We start from the raw sequence: 15,189 nt of genomic DNA, 5'->3' as shown, positions 1-15,189 counted from the left end.
TCAGCGCACCACGTCGTAGACCAGCTTCTGGATGCCGTTCGAGTACGTCTCGGCCTCCACCACCTTGAGCAGCTGCTTGTCCTTGTCCGTCTCGCTGAACAGCCGCTTGCCCGCGCCGAGCAGCACCGGGAACACCAGCAGGTGGTAGCGGTCGATCAGCCCGGCGTCGGACAGGTTGCGGTTCAGCGTCGCGCTGCCGTGGATGGAGATCGGGCCGCCCTCGGTCTCCTTCAGCGCCGCCACGTCGTCGAGCGACCGCAGGATCGTGATGTCGCCCCAGTTGTCGACGAGCTGGTCCTCCTTCAGAGTGCTCGACACGACGAACTTCGGCATCACGTTGTACTTCGGGAAGTAGTCGAGCGTCGGCCACACCGGCGAGAAGCCCTCGTAGCTGACCCGGCCCATCATCATCGCGGTGGCCTCGTCCTGCTCACGGCCCTTGAGCTCGTAGGCGGCCTCGTCGAACTCGATGTCCTTGAAGGTCCAGCCGGAGCTGCGGTGGCCCGGCTCGCCACCGGGTGCCTCGACGACGCCGTCGAGGGAGACGAACGCGGTGGCGATGAGGGTGCGCATGGTGGTTCTCCTTGGTGTTCGCGCTTGCTGTCATCAGTGCGTCGAACGGGAGATGGCGGCAATCGACATCTCGCGCCAAGAAATTCTGCGACACGTGTGCCGGCGGCGCCGCGCACCCCTCCGAGCGCGGCGCCGCCGGTCTGCTCGGGGAGTCTTCCCGCTGGTCGCGACCCTCACATGGGGGCCGAGCCCCCAATTAACGGACGGGCGTGGGTGATGAGGTCGGCGCGGGTCTGGCAGCCGGTGCGCGCCTTGAGGCTCGCGACGTGCCGTTCGACGGTCCGGGGCGACAGGAACAGGCGTTCGGCTATCTCGGCGTTGCCGAACCGCTCGACGACGAGGCGCAGCACCTCGTACTCGCGGACGGTGACGCCCGCCCTGCGCAGGTCCGCGGGGACGGTGTCGTGGTCGCGGCGGCGGCGTTGCACCGGGGCGCCCGCCTCGCGCAGCGCGGCGCGGCAGGCGGCGGCGACGGCGGGGGCCGGGAGGTGGTGGAAGTGCTCCTCGGCCTCGCGCAGCCACTCGAGCGGCTCGCCCCAGCCGTCCGCGAGCGCGCACGGGCCGGCGAGCCGGAGGCCCAGGTGGCGCGGCAGGCCTAAGCCGGCGCTCAGGGCCAACGCCCGCGCGGCGGCGGCGTTCGCCTCGGCGACCCTGCCCTCGCGGCCGAGCAGGATGGCGTCGCTCCACGCGAAGTAGGTGCGGTGCAGCTGGACCTGCGCGAGGTGCGACTCGGCCAGCCGGGCGTGCTCGGGGCGGCCCGCGAGGCCGAGCGCGACCCGCACCAGCAGGCGCGGCCCCTGGTAGAACGTGCCGCGCAGGATGCGCGGTTCCGTGACGGCCTCCTCCACCTCGTCGAACTCGGCGAGCGCGCGGTCGTAGCGCTCCTCCATCAGCGCGCAGACCGCCGAGCTGTACGACCAGATCTCCTCCGAACCGCCGTGGTCACGCAGTTGCGCCAACGCCCGGTCGGTGGCCTTGCGGTCGCCGTGCATCGCCGCGATGCCGGCCTCGATCGCGACGGCGAGCGCGGCGAGCGCGTGCAGACCGAGCTTCGCGGCGGCCTCCCCCGCGCTCGCGCCGCACCTCGCGGCCTCCCCGTACTCGCCGCGCACCAGGTACGTGGCGCCCAAGTGCAGGTCGGCGGCGATCAGGATGACGATCGCACCGGTGTCGAGCGCGGCGCGGCGGTCGGCGAGCAACGCGTCGACGCCGGTCGTCAGGTACTTGTCGGTGATCCCCAGCTCCAGCAACGCCCGCAGCCGCCACGCCGCGAGCCCGTGCTGCTCGGCGACCTGCAGCCAGCGCTGGACGTGCTGCCGCGCCTCCGCGAGGTCCTGCCCCCGCGTGCACCGGGTGAGCACCTCCAGCGCCTCGCAGACGATCTCCGGCGGGCCTGTGGCAGCGGCGCGTTCGGCCAGGGCGCGCGCCTTCGGCAGGAGGTCGAGCTGGTTCAGGCCGAGCAACAGCGCGGCCTTGACGACGTCGACCTCCGGGCAGGTCTCCTTCGTCACCGCCAGCAGGTCGAGGCCGCGTTCCCACTGCCCCGCGACGGCGGCGACCCTGGCCTGCGCGAGCCGGACGGCCGCCCGGCGCTCCGGTGCGGCGTGCGCGGCCGTCAACGCCTGCTGGAGCCGTTCGCCCAGTGCGAAGGCCCGTGCGCCGTTGTCCGCCGGCACGACGACCGCGGCCAGCGGCAGGACGTCGGCGAGCGCGGCCAGCAGGTCGGCGGCGAGGTCCGGGTCGCCGGTCCGGGACTGGCCGCGTTCGAGCAGCTCCACGGCGGCACCGAACCGGCCGAGCGCGGCAGCGCGCCGGGCCGCCCGCACGAGGCACTCCACGGCCTTCGCGGTCTCGCCGCCTGCCTGCCAGAGCTCGGCGACGAGCTCCGGTTCTCCCGGCCGCAACGCCTCGGTGCTCCGCGCGGCCCGACGGGCCAGCGCCGCCCGTGCGATCGGCGTCATCCGGCCGGTGATCGCGTCGGCGGTCAGCGCGTGCCGGAACTGCCCGCCCTCGATGAGCTGCGCGCGTTCGGCCTCCCGCAACAACCGCTCGGTGCCCACGCCACCGGCGAGGTCCGTGACGACGTCGAGCGGGAACGTCCGCCCGAAGATCGCGGCGGCTTCGAGCAGAGCCACACCCTCGGGACCCAACGCGTCGACCCGGTGCACCGTGGCCGCCGCGACCGTGGGCGGCACGGCGCTCAGGTCCCCGTTGAGCAGCTCCTCCACGACGAACGGGACACCGTCGGACACCTTCACCAGCTGCGCCAGCACGTCCGGCGGCACCGGCTCCCCCAGGCACCGGCGGGCCAGCTCCGCGACCTCGTCGTCGCCCAGCCCCGTGAGCCGCACCGTCGCGGCCACCCGGCGGGCGGTGGCCTCCTCCGCCAGCCGCCGCGCGCCGTCCGGGTGCGGCCGCGCCGTCGCCACCAGCAGCACGGGCGCGTCCGCGAGGTTGTCGAGCAGGTAGTCGACGACGGCCAGCGTCTCGCCGTCCGCGTCGTGCAGGTCTTCGAGCAGCAGCACGGTCTTCTCGGCCGTGATCAGGCGCAGCACGGCCTCGGCCCGGACCACGGCCGGGTCCGGCATCCCGGCGGGCGCGTCCGGCGTCATCCGCAGCAGCACGGGCAGGTAGGCGCCGAGCTGCCGTTCGTCCGGCGCGACCGCGCGAAAGGCCGACAGCACCGCCTCGCACAACGCCCGCAGCGGCACGGCGCGGCTGGCACGACCCCGGAGCACGCGGAACCCGCGTCCGACGGCGTGCCGCGCGACCTCCGACGCCAGCCGCGACTTGCCGATCCCCGGTTCCCCGACCAGGAACACCGCGCCGCCGCGGTCGTGCTCGGCACGGGTGAGCGCGGCCCGCAATGCGGAGGTCTCCTCGTCACGACCGACCAGCACCGGGGACTGGAACCGCATGGCGCCCGAGGGTACTAGGCGGTCAGGAATCGAGAAGCACGACGGACCGACCAGTCCTACCGTTGACCTCACCAGCAACCGGGAGGACAGCGAAGATGAGCAGCAGCAAGGGAATCCGCCAGTTCCACCGCGTCGTGAGCATGGTCTTCATGGCCACCGTCGTGTTCACCGCCGTCGCGCTCACCGTGGACAGCTCGGTGGTGTGGGTGTCGTACGTGCCGCTGCTGCCGCTGTTCGTCCTGATGGGAACGGGCGTCTACATGTGGTTCCTGCCGCAGATCGCCCGCCGCCGCGCGGCTCGCCGGACGGCCTAGTCCGAGAGCCGTGCCTCCAGGTGCGTGAGGGTGGCGTCGAGCGCCACCCCGTACACCGCGATCCGGCACGCGAGCCGCCACAACGTCGCGTCCGACGGCGCCAGCGCGAGACCGATCACGAGCTCCCGCACGAGCCGCCGGGTCTGCGCCACCAGCACCCCGACGCTCTCGGTGATCTCGCCGAACGCCGCCGACACCGAGCTCAGCCCGCGGATCGCCTCGATGTTGTGGCTCATCAACCGCACGTGCTCCGCGGCACCGGTCCACTCCGGCACGTCGTGGGTGAGGAAGTCCTCCAGCTCGTCGGCCATCGCCTGCTGCTCGACCGCGATGTTGTACCAGGTCGACGCGTGTGCGGCGATGACGTCCGGCAGCCCGGTGAGGTCGTCCAGCACCTCGCGCAACGGCCCGATGCGCTCCATCGCCGCGTGCGCCGAGTCCTCGACCGGCTCGACCAACGACGGCAAGGCGGCCTCACGCGCGAGGTCCGGTACCGGGGCACGCACGCCGTAGAGGTCGTACAGCCCGCCCACGATCAGACGCAGGTTCTCCTCGACGTACGCGACCAGCTCGTCCTGCCGGGCGTGCTTCTCCAGCACGGTGTGGATGATCCACTGGCAGAGCCGCCCGTAGACGGTCTCGTCGCCGACGACGACCGCGCTGGCCTCGTGCACGGCCACGAACCGCACGCGCACGGCCTCGATACGGCCGGCATGGCGAACGATCTGGCCGGTCACCCGTCTCCCTCGCCTCGACGAACCCTCGCCGGTCCACGGTAGTGCCCGGACGGACTTGACCCTGCACCGTGGTGCAGGGTCCATCGTGCTCGGCATGACCAGAGATCACGTCGCCCGCTGGGGCAGAGCCGGTGCCCTGTACGACCTGGTGGCGAGCATCGCCTTCGTCACGCCCTGGACCGGCGCGTTCGCGATGGACCTGATCGGCACACCCCACACCACCGCGACGCGGATGTTCGCCACGCTGTTCGGCACCGTCGTGGTGATGTGGTCGGTCGTGCGGTGGCTGAAGCCGGAACGACTGCTGATCACCGCCGACACCGTCGGCCGCGCCCTGTTCTGCTGCTGGTTCACGTGGGCGTTGCTGCAGGGCGAGACCAAGGCGATCGCGGTGTTCCTGGTGCTGGAGCTGTTCTGGGGCGCGGCCCAGCTGCGCGCGCTCACGCGGAGGTAGTTTCCGGTGGTGCGCATATCCGAACTGGCCCGCGCCGCCGGGGTGGGCATCAGCACCGTGCGGTTCTACGAACGCCGCGGTCTCGTCGTCCCCACGACGCGGTCCCACGGCGGTTACCGCCACTACGACCAGGAGGCGGTGAAGCGGTTGACGTTCATCCGCCGCGCCGCCCGGCTCGGCTTCACGCTCACCGAGGTCGAGCAGCTCCTCTCCGCCTCCACGACGCCCGACGTCGGTGACGTGATCAGCGGCAAGGTCGCCGAGATCGAGCAGCGGATGACCGACCTGGACCGCGTGCGGCTCGCGTTGCTGGACGTCGCCGAGAACGGCGTGCGGGATCAGTGCCCGGTGGTCGCGGCGCTGAGCGACTGAGCTCCACCGCGTAGTCGCGCAGCAGTCCGTGCAGGAAGTAGCGGCCCGGACGGCGTTCGGCGAGCAGGTTCGCGCGGGTCAGCTCCGCGAGCAACGGCAGCACGCGCGGTGTGCCGCACAGGGCCGCGGCGTTCTCGACGGAGATGTCCGCGCCGCTGTGCAGGCCCAGCAACCGGAACAGCCGGGCCGCCTCCGGGCCCAGGGCGTCGTAGGACCAGGAGAACACCTGCCGCAGGTCCGTCGCGGAGTCCCCGCCGTCGAACGGGTCGAGGCCGCCGCGCAGTTCGGCGGCAATGTCCGGCAGCGGGAAACCGGTGCAGCGGGCGCGGGCGGCCACGACGGTCAGCGCCAGGGGCAGGCCCGCGCACCGCGTGACGATCTCGGCCGCCGCCGCGGCGTCGGGCACGGCACCGAGGCGGGCGGCGAGCAGCGCGCGGGAGTCCTCTGTGGACAGCAGGTCGAGCGGGACCGGCCGGGCGCCGTCCACCGCGACGAGACCGGTCAGCCGGTCCCGGCTGGTGACCACCACCAGGCAGCCGGGGAACCGGGGCAGCAGCGACCGGACCTGGTCGGCGTCGCGGGCGTTGTCCAGCACGACGAGCACGCGCCCGCCCGCCACCGGTTCCGGCAGCGCCACCGCGCCACCCGGTCCGAACCCGCGCAGGTCCACGTGCAGCTGGCCGTCCGGGAACCGGTCCGCGACCCGGTGCGCCCAGTGCAGCACCAGCGCCGTCTTGCCGACGCCCGCCGTACCGGTCACCGCGACGAGCGGGCTCGCCAGCGCGTCGTCCAGCGCGGCGAGCTCGCGCTGCCTGCCGACGAACGAGCGCGGCGCCGCGGGCAGCTGCCTGGGCGCGGCGGGCGGGCCGAGCTCCGCCGTGAGGATCCGGCGGTGCACCGATCTCAACCCCGGGCCGGGGTCGGCGCCGAGCTCGTCGGCGAGGCGCAGCCGGATCTGCTCGTAGCGCAGCAACGCGTCGGCCTGCCGTCCGCACCGGTACAGCGCGAGCATCACCTGACCGGCCAGTCGTTCGTCGAGCGGGAACTCCGCCGCCGTCGCCTCCAGCTCCGCCAGCAGCCCGGCGTGCCCGCCCCGCTGCAGCACCAGGTCGTTGCGGTCCAGCACCGCCGCGAACCGCCGGGCCTGCAACACCGCCCGCACCCCCGCGAGCCACGGTGTGTCCACTGTGGAGAACGGCTCGCCCCGCCACAGCGCGAGCGCCTCGTCCAGCAGCGCGACGGCCCCGCCCGGCTCGGCACGCGCCCGGTCCACGAGCGCGTGGAACCGGTGCAGGTCCACCGACATCGGGTCGACGGTCAGCACGTACCCGCCCTGCCGCCCGACGATCCGCACCTCGCCCGCGAGCACCTGCCGCAACCGCGACACGTACCCCGCCACCGCGTTGCGCGCCCGCTGCGGCACGTGCTCACCCCACACGCGGTCCACCAGCACGTCGACGGGCACGAGCCGGTTCGCCTCCACCAGCAGCACCGCGAGCACGCACCTCTGCCGGGAGTGACCGATGTCCACCACCCGGTCTCCCGCGCGGACCTCGACGTCGCCGAGCAGTCCGAACTCCACTGTCCACACTCCCCTCCAGGAGCACGAGGAAAGGCCGCTGAGCAGCCGATCACACGGTTACCGAATCCCCGCCGAACACCGGACGGCGAAGGTCGTCCACGACAGATCGGGCGCAGGGTCCCGATCGACGGATCTTCGGAGGGCACACATGTCCAGGACGCTTCTTCGCCGCACCGCCGCCGCGATCGCGCTGACGGCCGCCGCGGTGGCGTTCGCCGGCGCGGGCACCTCGTCCGCGGCGGTCACCTACGACCTGCTCCGCAACTCCAACAGCGCCAAGTGCCTCGACGTCGCCGGCGGCAGCGGCGCCAACAAGGCCGCGATCGTCCAGTACACCTGCGACGCGTCGAAGTCCCACCAGCAGTGGACGCTGGAGCAGGTCGGCGACGGCAGCGGCGCGGTGCGGATCAAGGTCGCCCACAGCGGCAAGTGCGTCGACATCTGGGACTCGAGCCAGGACCGGACCGCCGACGCCACGCAGTACACGTGCAGCCCCACCAAGTGGAACCAGCAGTTCCTGGTCGAGACCACCTCGACCGGCACGATGAAGTTCCGGGCGCGTCACAGCGGCCTGTGCCTCGACATCGAGGACCGCGACTTCGAGAACAAGTCGATCCTGCACCAGGACACCTGCGTCGCGCACCGCGCCCAGGAGTTCCGCATCGGCTGACCGCCCCTCCCCCGCCTCCGGTGTTCCGGCTCGTAGGCTGTCGGGCACCGGTGGCGAACGGGAGGTCGAGCGGTGGCACACGACTCGGTGGCGGAACTGATGGCCGAACTGGCCGCGCTCGACGACCCGAAAGCACGCGCGGTCAACGAGAAGCACGGCGACGACCACGGCGTGAACCTGGGCAAGCTCCGCGCCATCGCGAAGCGCCTCAAGACCCAGCAGGACCTGGCGCTCCAGCTGTGGGCGACCGGGGACACCGCGGCACGGTTGCTGGCGCTGCTCGTCTGCCGCCCCAAGGCGTTCGGCCGCGACCAGCTCGACGCCATGCTGCGCGAGGCCCGGCGTCCCAAGGTGCACGACTGGCTCGTGAACTACGTCGTGAAGAAGAGCCCGCACGCCGAGGAACTGCGCGTGCTCTGGTTCGGCGACCCGGACCCGGTGGTCGCGAGCGCGGGCTGGGCGCTCACGGTCGACCGGGTGGCGAAGCAGCCGGGGGGCCTCGACCTCGACGGGCTCCTGGACGTCATCGAGAAGGACATGAAGGACGCCCCGGACCGGCTGCAGTGGGCGCAGAACCACTGCCTGGCGCAGATCGGGATCGAACACCCCGCGTTGCGCGCCCGCGCGGTGGAGATCGGCGAACGCCTGGAGGTCCTCAAGGACTACCCGACGCCGCCGGGCTGCACGTCCCCGTTCGCACCGGTCTGGATCACCGAGATGGTGCGGCGCAAGGGTTAGAGCCAACCACGCTCTCTGGCCGTGTTCGCCGCCTCGGACCGGTTGCGCGCCCCGAGCTTCGCCATCGCCGTCGACAGGTAGTTGCGCACGGTCCCCTCGGCGAGGTTCAGCCGGGCCGCGATGTCCGCGTTGGACGCCCCGGTCGTGACCTCCTGGAGCAGCTCGCGTTCCCGCGGCGTCAACGGGTCCGCGCTGTCCCAGGCGGCCACCGCGAGCTCGGGCGCCACCACCCGTTCGCCCGCGTGCACCCGCCGCAGCGCCGACACCAGATCCGCGATCGGCGCGTCCTTGAGCACGTACCCGGCGACGCCCGCGTCCATCGCCCGCCGCAGGTACCCGCTGCGGGCGAACGTCGTGATGATCAGGACGCGGGTCCGGTCGCCGCGGCGGACGAGCTCCGCGGCCACGTCCAGGCCGGTCCGGCGCGGCATCTCGATGTCGGTCAGCAGCACGTCGGGCCGGTGTTCCGCCACGGCGGCCAGGGCCTCGTCGCCGTCCCCCGCCGACGCGACGACCGAGACGTCCGGCTGCAGGTCGAGCAGCTGCGCGAACGCGCCGCGCACCATCGCCTGGTCCTCCGCCAGCACCACCCTGATCACGTGGCCACCTCCAGCGGGACGGCGATCGTCACGGTCGTGCCGGCCGCGGCGCTGCGGGCGACGAGACCGCCCAGCGCGGCGATCCGCTCGCGCATGCCCGTCAGCCCGTTGCCCTCCGGCGCGTGCCCGCCGACGCCGTCGTCCGCGACCACCAGCCGCAACTCGCCGTCGCGGGCCTCGACGCCGATGTGACACGTCCTCGCGCGGGCGTGCCGGGCCACGTTGGTGACGGCCTCCCGCAGCGCCAGGGCCAGTTCGTGCTCGGTCGAGCCGACGATCACCAGATCGGGGTCGCGCCGCACGACCACCTCCACGCCGAGGCTCGCCAGCGCGGCCCGTGCGGCCTCCAGCTCCGTGTCGAGCGACGCGCTGCGCCACCCGCTGACGGCGTCGCGGATCTCCCCCAGCGCCGCGCGGGCGGTGCGCTCGATCTCCGCCGCCTCCTCACCCGCCCGCGCCGGGTCCGCGCTGACGAGCTGGGCGCGCACGATGATCGCGGTCAGCGTGTGGCCGAGCAGGTCGTGCAGGTCGCGGGCGATGCGCTCCCGTTCGGCGAGGGTGGCGAGGTGCTCGACCCGCGCGGTGCGGATGCGCAGCTCGGACCGCTCGCGCTCCCGTTCCGCCCACTCGACCTGCACGAGCCCGACCACCCACAGGAAGATCAACGACGGCAGCAGCGCCCACACCCGGTAGGGCATCTCGACCACCGACACCACGCCGAACACGCAGATCAGCGCGGACAGGCCGACGAACCACCGCATCGCCACCCGCCGCGACTCCGACAGGCCCGCGAACACCCCCGCGTAGACGAAGAGCACAGCGGCGCCGGCGTTGAACGGGGTCGCCAGGGCGCCGAGCACGACCGTCGGCACGAGGCACCAGCGGCGGACGAGTTCGGGCCGCCGCCACGACAGGACGTACAGCGGGACGAACGCCAGGACCACGACGGCGACGAGCGCCCAGTCCACCCAGGACGTGGCCGGGTCGAACACCGGTGCCCACAGCAGGTTCCCCAGGTAGATCAGGTGGAACCAGCGGGAGATGCCCACTTCTCTTCTCATGACCGGGCATGACGATACGACACGGCCGCGAGCACCGCGGCGATGATCGCGAAGCCCAGCAGCGCCAGCACGTGCGAGAGCACGGCACCGCCGGTCAGCTGCGCGCGGGCGAGCTCGGACAGGTGGTACGTCGGCAGGAACCGCGCGATGTCGCGGAAGAACGCGGGCATGATCTCGAGCGGCATCCACAACCCCGACACCACGGCGGACGGGATGAGGATCGCGTTCAGCACGGCGGCCGCGGCGCCCGCGCCGACCTGGAACCCGATGGCGAGGCTCAGCAACGCGAACGGCAGCGCGCCGAGCATCAGCACGAAGAGGATCCGCAGCAGCACGGGCGCCGGCGCGCTCAGCGATCCGGTCACCGCCGCCACGGCCGTCATCGAGACCAGCACCCCGGCGGCGTAGGGCAGGGCCGCCACCACCTTCGCCGCGAGCGTGACGCCGATCGGCACCGCGGACACCCGCTTCGCCCGCAGCCAGCCACGTTCCCGGTCGGACGCGACGCCGATGCCGGGGTTCATCAGCACGACCGAGATCACGCCGAACGCGCCGAACGTGGCGATCATCGTGGTGCCCGCGGAGATCCCGCCCGCGCTGAACTTCCCGAACAGCGACACGAAGAGCGCGAAGAACCCGACCGGCATGAGCACCGAGAAGAACAAAGCGGCGGGTTCGCGGACGATACCCCTCAGCTCGTCCGCGAGCTCCACGCCGAAGATCCTGGTGTTCACGCCGCACCCCTCTCGATCAGACCGGCCACTGCCTCTTCCAGCCCGGCGCCCTCGACCCGCAGGTCGCTCAGGCCGGGGTCCTGCGCCAGCCACACTCGCAGCAGTTCCTCGGGAGCCCGCGTGCCGAGGCGCACGTGCTCCCCGTCGGCGCGCAGCGACACGACCCCCGGCAAGGCTTGGAGGCGCTCCAAGCCCAGCCCCGTCCGGGCGATCACCGTGCGGTCGGGCAGCTTCGCGACCAGGTCGTCCGGCGTGCCCTGGGCGAGCACGCGGCCGCCGGCCAGCACGACGACGCGGTCGGCGACGGCCGACGACTCCTCGATGAGGTGGGTGGTGAGCAGCACGCCGGTGCCGCGCTCACGCCGTTCGGCGAGGATCCGCCAGAACCGCTTGCGGGCGGGTACGTCGAGGCCAGCCGTCGGTTCGTCGAGCACCAGCAGTGCCGGGTCGGCGACCAGGGCCATGGCCAGTTGGAGCCGTTGCTTCTGCCCGCCCGAGAGCTTCGCCGCGCGCCGCCCGGCCAGGTCGGTCAGGTCGAGCTCGGCCAGCACCGGACCGGCGGCGGACCGGGGCTTGCCCGCCCGCACCGCCGCGCCCGTGACCAGTTCGGACACCTTCAGGGTGTTCGGGAACCCGAGCGACTGCTGCACCACCCCGAGCCGCCGCCGGGTCGCCGCGAAGCGCGGGTCCCCGCCGCACACGCGCACCGAATCCGCCTGGGCGGGCAGCAGTCCGATGACCTGGTTCACCAGCGTGGTCTTGCCCGCGCCGTTCGGCCCGAGCAGCGCCACGCACTCCCCCGCACCGACGTCGAGGTCGACGCCGTCCAGCGCTCGCGTGGCACCGTAGCTGTGCCTCGCTCCCCGTACCTCAAGCACCGTTTCCATGGCGTTGAGCCTGGTCGGAACGGGCTGTCGTCAGTAGTGAGGCCGAGTCACGAGGTCCGGATGACAAATGTCATTCGGGTCGCACGGCCTGCGCTCTCGGGTACTTGCGGCCGGGCATCGGCGCGGGCGAGCCGGTGAACGACACGGGTGTGCCAGCCAGCAGCAGCGTCAGCCCGTCCGGCAGCTCGTCGCGCGAGACGAACCACGACCCGCCGCGCGAGTCCGTGATGAACCCGTGCGGCTGCCCGGACTTCCACGACGCCACGGTGCCCTTGCGCCGCCCGCGCGGCGCGCCGACCGGTGACGCCACCACCTGCGACGACCGCACGAAGGCGCGGCGCAACGGGTAGTCGGGCCGGTCGCCGGGCGCGAACAGCTCGTCGAAACCGGGGGTGAACGGGGTCGCGGCCCGCAGCGGCGCGGCCGTGCGCGGCGTCCACGCGGGAGGTTTCTCGATCGTCTTCACGTCCACGACGGGCACGATCACGTGCACGCCCCGGTCCGTGAGCTTCGCCGCGAGCGGCGCGAAGTCGGAGTCGCCGGTCAGCAGCACGACCCACTGCAGCGGCACGGTCGTCGCGCGGTCCCACGCCTCCAGGGCGAGCAGGACGTCGACGCCCTTCTCCTTGCCGTTGTGCAGCGGCAGGTCGTGCCTCTCGATGCCCGCGGCGGCCAGCGCCCGGTCGAACGACTCGGCGGGGGTGTCGATGCGGCCGCGCACGTAGTGGGCCTCGGCGACCACGCACTCGTCCAGCGGACGACCCGTCTCGGTGTGGACGTACCAGCGCACCGCGTCGTGCAGGCCGTCGAGCGAGACGCGCGCTCCCCTGGGGTGCGCCGTGGCGTAGAAGTCGCTCAGGTAGGCGAACCAAGTGCCGTCGTAGAACACTCCGATCCGGACGGTCTCACCCACCAGCCGAGATTACTACTTCCCCTCGAACGCCGAGTGACCAGGCGCGACCGGTAACTCCAGCAGCTGGTTCGCGACGTCGGTGAACTCGCCCCCGCACTGCCACAGCGTCACGTCGGGGTCCACGACGAACGGGTCCACCGGGTCCACGTCCCCCTCGGCGACGCGGTAGGCCAGGGCCTCCGACTCCGAGTACGCGAGCACCGTCTCGTTCGTGCCCTTCCACACCCGTCTGAACATGACCGCGTTGACGCACGTGAAGTGGTCACGCACGACTGTCCGCCGAAACCCCCTGCGCAGCAACAACTTCATGCATTCTTCAACGCCGCTCACAACACCCGATTGTGGCTGGACGCCACCGTCGTCCTCACCGTTAGTCACTCGATAGGGTCAATTCTTTGAGGCATGTGCACAACGCGGGCGTCCCTCGTTGGTGCACGTGGCCAGCCGAGAACGACTCGATCGGGCTATCGCGCCCGTCCGGCTGATGCGCAAACCTCTGGCGGTGGTCGACATCCCCGCTCCGGACCCCGCCTCGCCGCTCTACGACCGTGCCGCGACCCAGATCCCGCGCATCGCCGAGAAGGTGCTCGAGGCGTTCTTCGCCAGATCCGCGACGTACCGGCAGCTCCCGCACCAGCTGGTCGACCGCGAGATCACCGAGGCGGTGACCCGGCACCTGCAGGTCTTCCTGCGCTCGTTGCGCGAGCAGCGCCCGCCCGCGCCCGAGGAGCTCGACATGCAGATCGCCACGGCCGTGCGACGCGCCCAGCAGGGCGTTCCACTCGACATCGTGCTCAGCACGTACCACGTCGCGGCGACCGTCGGCTGGGAGGCGATGGCCGCCGTGGCCGAGCCGGAGGAGGTGCCCGACCTGCTGGCCACGGTGCCCGCGCTGCTGCGGTACCTGAGCGTCGCGGTGCCGGCGGTGGCCGGGTCGTACCTCGCCGAGCAGCAGGCCCTGCACGCCGAACGCCGCGAGGCGGGCCGTGCGCTGGTCGCGGCCCTGCTGACCGGGCGCGAGGCCGAACCTCTCGCCGAACGGATCGGGCTGGAGCTGTCCGGTCATCACGTCGTCGTCGCCGTACGCGTCGAGGCACCGGAAGTGGCCGAGGGCGCTGACGCACGGCTCGCCGTTCATGGGCTCGTGCGACGGCTACGAGCCGAACTGCCCAAGCACGCTCTGTCCGCGTTGGACCACGACGGCGGCACGGTGCTGCTGCCCACCACGGAGGACACGCTCGACCTCGAGCTGGAGTCCGCCGCCGACCTGGTGCGCACCCTGGTCACGGCCGCGGGCACCGGGCTCATCGGCGGCATCGCGGCGGCCGAGACCAGGGAGGACGTCCCGGCGGCCGCCCGGCAGGCCGCGGACATCGCCGAGCTCGCCCAGCGCCTCGGCCGCCCGTCCGGCGCGTACGTCCTCGACGACGTGCTGCTGGAGTACCAGCTCTGCCGGCCGGGCCCCGGCCGCAAACGCTTGGCCCGCGTGATGGACCGGCTGGCCGAGCACCCCGACCTGCTGCACACGCTGCGGACGTTCATCAACAGCGACCACAACCGCCACCGCACGGCCGACGAGTTGCACCTGCACCGCAACACGCTGAACTACCGCCTGCGCCGTGTCACCGAACTGACCGGCTACAACCCCGCCGATCCCACGGACATAAGGCTGCTCTCGGCGTCGTTGATCGTGCACGACCTGAGGGCCTGAAACGCCGCGAAGGCGAGCGCACATCCCCGTGCGCTCGCCTTCGTCCCACGGCTCAGATCAGTCGCCGTGGGGGTTCTGCACGGAGACGTGCACGTGGTCGTAGTGACCGGCCGTGACACCGCTGCCGCCGGTGTAGGTGCGCCAGCCCTCGGACGAGCGGGCGACGCTCCAGATCTTGCCCTGCCAGATCACGTAGCGGACGTCGAGCTTCGACGCGTGCTTCTGCAGCCAGTAGGCGAGCTTCCAGCCCTGGGCCTTCTGCGACTCGGTCGGGTAGGTGCCGATCGCGTTGGAGATCGTGCAGTCGAGCGCGTTGCCCGTGTTGTGGTTGCTCGTCGACGACTCGTAGCTGCGGTAGTCGCCCACCCAGCACTGCTTCTCGCCGGTCTTCGAGGCGATCTGGTCGTCGATGAACTGCGTGCGCTTGGTGGCCTGCGGCGCCCGTGCCGTGGCGGACGGGTGCGGGTTGGTCTCCGGCGCGGGGTAGGTGCCCGGCGACGGGTCCGGGTCGTTGCCGGCGTCACCGATGCGGTGGGAGGCGTTCTCGTTCTTGAGCTCGGCCTTCAGGTTGCCCTTGGCGCCGGCCGCGAACGTCTGCTTCGCGCCACCGTAGTTGCTGTTGTAGAACACGGTGACGGCCTTGTTGGTCTTGTTCCAGACCGACGCGGCGTTGTTCTTGACGCAGACGCCCTGGCCGTTGCCGGCGCTCTTGAAGTCGTAGCAGCTCGGCTGCTCGTCGCCGTAGTCGGCGATCGAGGCCGCGAAGTCGGACACCGACCCCGCCTGGTCGCTGTTGTAGTACAGGCAGAACTCGCCCGTCTCGCAGGACCCGTTGCGGTCCGTCGCCGCGTTCGCGACGCCCGCCCCGAAGGACGCGCTGACGAGCGCGCCCATCAATGCCACAAAGGTGAACTTCTTCAGCACGA

The 15,189-nt window shown here is 72.2% G+C and carries 16 protein-coding genes and 1 pseudogene; 6 read left to right on the top strand and 11 right to left on the bottom strand.

Annotation, left to right across the window (positions count from 1 at the left end):
- Positions 1-573: a dihydrofolate reductase family protein gene (locus tag ABZX02_RS15510; RefSeq protein ID WP_355298583.1), complete on the bottom strand. Its 573-nt coding sequence runs from the start codon at positions 571-573 to the stop codon at positions 1-3.
- 173 nt (positions 574-746) lie between these two features.
- Positions 747-3,491: an AAA family ATPase gene (locus ABZX02_RS15505; RefSeq protein ID WP_355298581.1), complete on the bottom strand. Its 2,745-nt coding sequence runs from the start codon at positions 3,489-3,491 to the stop codon at positions 747-749.
- Positions 3,492-3,586: 95 nt separating this feature from the next.
- On the opposite strand from ABZX02_RS15505, the gene ABZX02_RS15500 reads away from it, so the two are divergent.
- The gene (locus ABZX02_RS15500) at positions 3,587-3,805 is read left to right on the top strand and encodes a hypothetical protein (RefSeq protein ID WP_355298579.1); all 219 of its coding nucleotides are present in this window, start codon (positions 3,587-3,589) and stop codon (positions 3,803-3,805) included.
- Here the strand turns inward: ABZX02_RS15500 and ABZX02_RS15495 are convergent.
- Complete coding sequence (locus tag ABZX02_RS15495) at positions 3,802-4,542, bottom strand: hypothetical protein (RefSeq protein ID WP_355298578.1); 741 nt, start codon at positions 4,540-4,542, stop codon at positions 3,802-3,804. The two genes, ABZX02_RS15500 and ABZX02_RS15495, sit on opposite strands and share 4 nt — an antisense overlap.
- Positions 4,543-4,636: 94 nt before the next feature.
- Here ABZX02_RS15495 and ABZX02_RS15490 point away from each other — a divergent pair, with 94 nt between their 5' ends.
- Together ABZX02_RS15490 and ABZX02_RS15485 are read left to right on the top strand one after the other, a co-directional pair.
- On the top strand, positions 4,637-4,996 hold the full coding sequence (locus ABZX02_RS15490; RefSeq protein ID WP_355298576.1) for a hypothetical protein: 360 nt from the start codon (positions 4,637-4,639) through the stop codon (positions 4,994-4,996).
- 6 nt (positions 4,997-5,002) lie between these two features.
- On the top strand, positions 5,003-5,368 hold the full coding sequence (locus ABZX02_RS15485) for a MerR family transcriptional regulator (protein ID WP_355298574.1): 366 nt from the start codon (positions 5,003-5,005) through the stop codon (positions 5,366-5,368).
- Between the two features lie 328 nt (positions 5,369-5,696).
- On the opposite strand, the pseudogene ABZX02_RS15480 reads toward ABZX02_RS15485, so the two are convergent.
- Positions 5,697-6,869, bottom strand: a pseudogene (locus ABZX02_RS15480) (BTAD domain-containing putative transcriptional regulator); the annotation flags it as partial.
- A gap of 229 nt (positions 6,870-7,098) precedes the next feature.
- Here ABZX02_RS15480 and ABZX02_RS15475 point away from each other — a divergent pair.
- A complete protein-coding gene (locus ABZX02_RS15475; RefSeq protein ID WP_355298572.1) occupies positions 7,099-7,620 on the top strand; it encodes an RICIN domain-containing protein in 522 nt (173 codons plus the stop codon).
- Between the two features lie 99 nt (positions 7,621-7,719).
- Positions 7,720-8,358, top strand: a complete 639-nt coding sequence (locus tag ABZX02_RS15470) for a DNA alkylation repair protein (RefSeq protein WP_355299129.1) — start codon at positions 7,720-7,722, stop codon at positions 8,356-8,358.
- On the opposite strand, the gene ABZX02_RS15465 is transcribed toward ABZX02_RS15470, so the two are convergent.
- The 6 genes from ABZX02_RS15465 to ABZX02_RS15440 form a co-directional block, all read right to left on the bottom strand.
- On the bottom strand, positions 8,355-8,957 hold the full coding sequence (locus tag ABZX02_RS15465) for a response regulator transcription factor (RefSeq protein WP_355298570.1): 603 nt from the start codon (positions 8,955-8,957) through the stop codon (positions 8,355-8,357). The two genes, ABZX02_RS15470 and ABZX02_RS15465, sit on opposite strands and share 4 nt — an antisense overlap.
- A complete protein-coding gene (locus ABZX02_RS15460) occupies positions 8,954-10,018 on the bottom strand; it encodes a histidine kinase (protein ID WP_355298568.1) in 1,065 nt (354 codons plus the stop codon). Before ABZX02_RS15460 ends, ABZX02_RS15465 begins: the two co-directional genes overlap by 4 nt.
- Positions 10,015-10,752 (bottom strand): ABC transporter permease, encoded by a 738-nt coding sequence (locus tag ABZX02_RS15455; RefSeq protein WP_355298567.1) that lies wholly within the window; start codon positions 10,750-10,752, stop codon positions 10,015-10,017. Before ABZX02_RS15455 ends, ABZX02_RS15460 begins: the two co-directional genes overlap by 4 nt.
- Positions 10,749-11,639, bottom strand: coding sequence for an ABC transporter ATP-binding protein (locus tag ABZX02_RS15450; protein WP_355298565.1), 891 nt, complete (start codon positions 11,637-11,639; stop codon positions 10,749-10,751). The genes ABZX02_RS15455 and ABZX02_RS15450 overlap by 4 nt, the downstream gene beginning before the upstream one ends.
- 70 nt (positions 11,640-11,709) lie before the next feature.
- Positions 11,710-12,552 carry an NYN domain-containing protein gene (locus tag ABZX02_RS15445; protein WP_355298564.1) on the bottom strand — a complete coding sequence of 281 codons (843 nt, stop codon included), beginning with the start codon at positions 12,550-12,552 and terminating at the stop codon, positions 11,710-11,712.
- Between the two features lie 12 nt (positions 12,553-12,564).
- On the bottom strand, positions 12,565-12,861 hold the full coding sequence (locus tag ABZX02_RS15440; RefSeq protein WP_355298562.1) for a hypothetical protein: 297 nt from the start codon (positions 12,859-12,861) through the stop codon (positions 12,565-12,567).
- A gap of 175 nt (positions 12,862-13,036) precedes the next feature.
- Here ABZX02_RS15440 and ABZX02_RS15435 point away from each other — a divergent pair, with 175 nt between their 5' ends.
- The gene (locus tag ABZX02_RS15435; RefSeq protein WP_355298560.1) at positions 13,037-14,263 is read left to right on the top strand and encodes a helix-turn-helix domain-containing protein; all 1,227 of its coding nucleotides are present in this window, start codon (positions 13,037-13,039) and stop codon (positions 14,261-14,263) included.
- A gap of 57 nt (positions 14,264-14,320) precedes the next feature.
- Here ABZX02_RS15435 and ABZX02_RS15430 read toward each other — a convergent pair whose 3' ends face one another.
- Positions 14,321-15,187, bottom strand: coding sequence for a peptidase inhibitor family I36 protein (locus tag ABZX02_RS15430; protein ID WP_355298559.1), 867 nt, complete (start codon positions 15,185-15,187; stop codon positions 14,321-14,323).
- Positions 15,188-15,189 lie beyond the last annotated feature (2 nt).

It is taken from the genome of Lentzea sp. NPDC003310 (genome assembly GCF_040610935.1).
In the GTDB taxonomy this organism is placed as follows: Bacteria; Actinomycetota; Actinomycetes; order Mycobacteriales; family Pseudonocardiaceae; genus Lentzea.
This window is presented reverse-complemented; position numbering and strand designations above follow the sequence as displayed.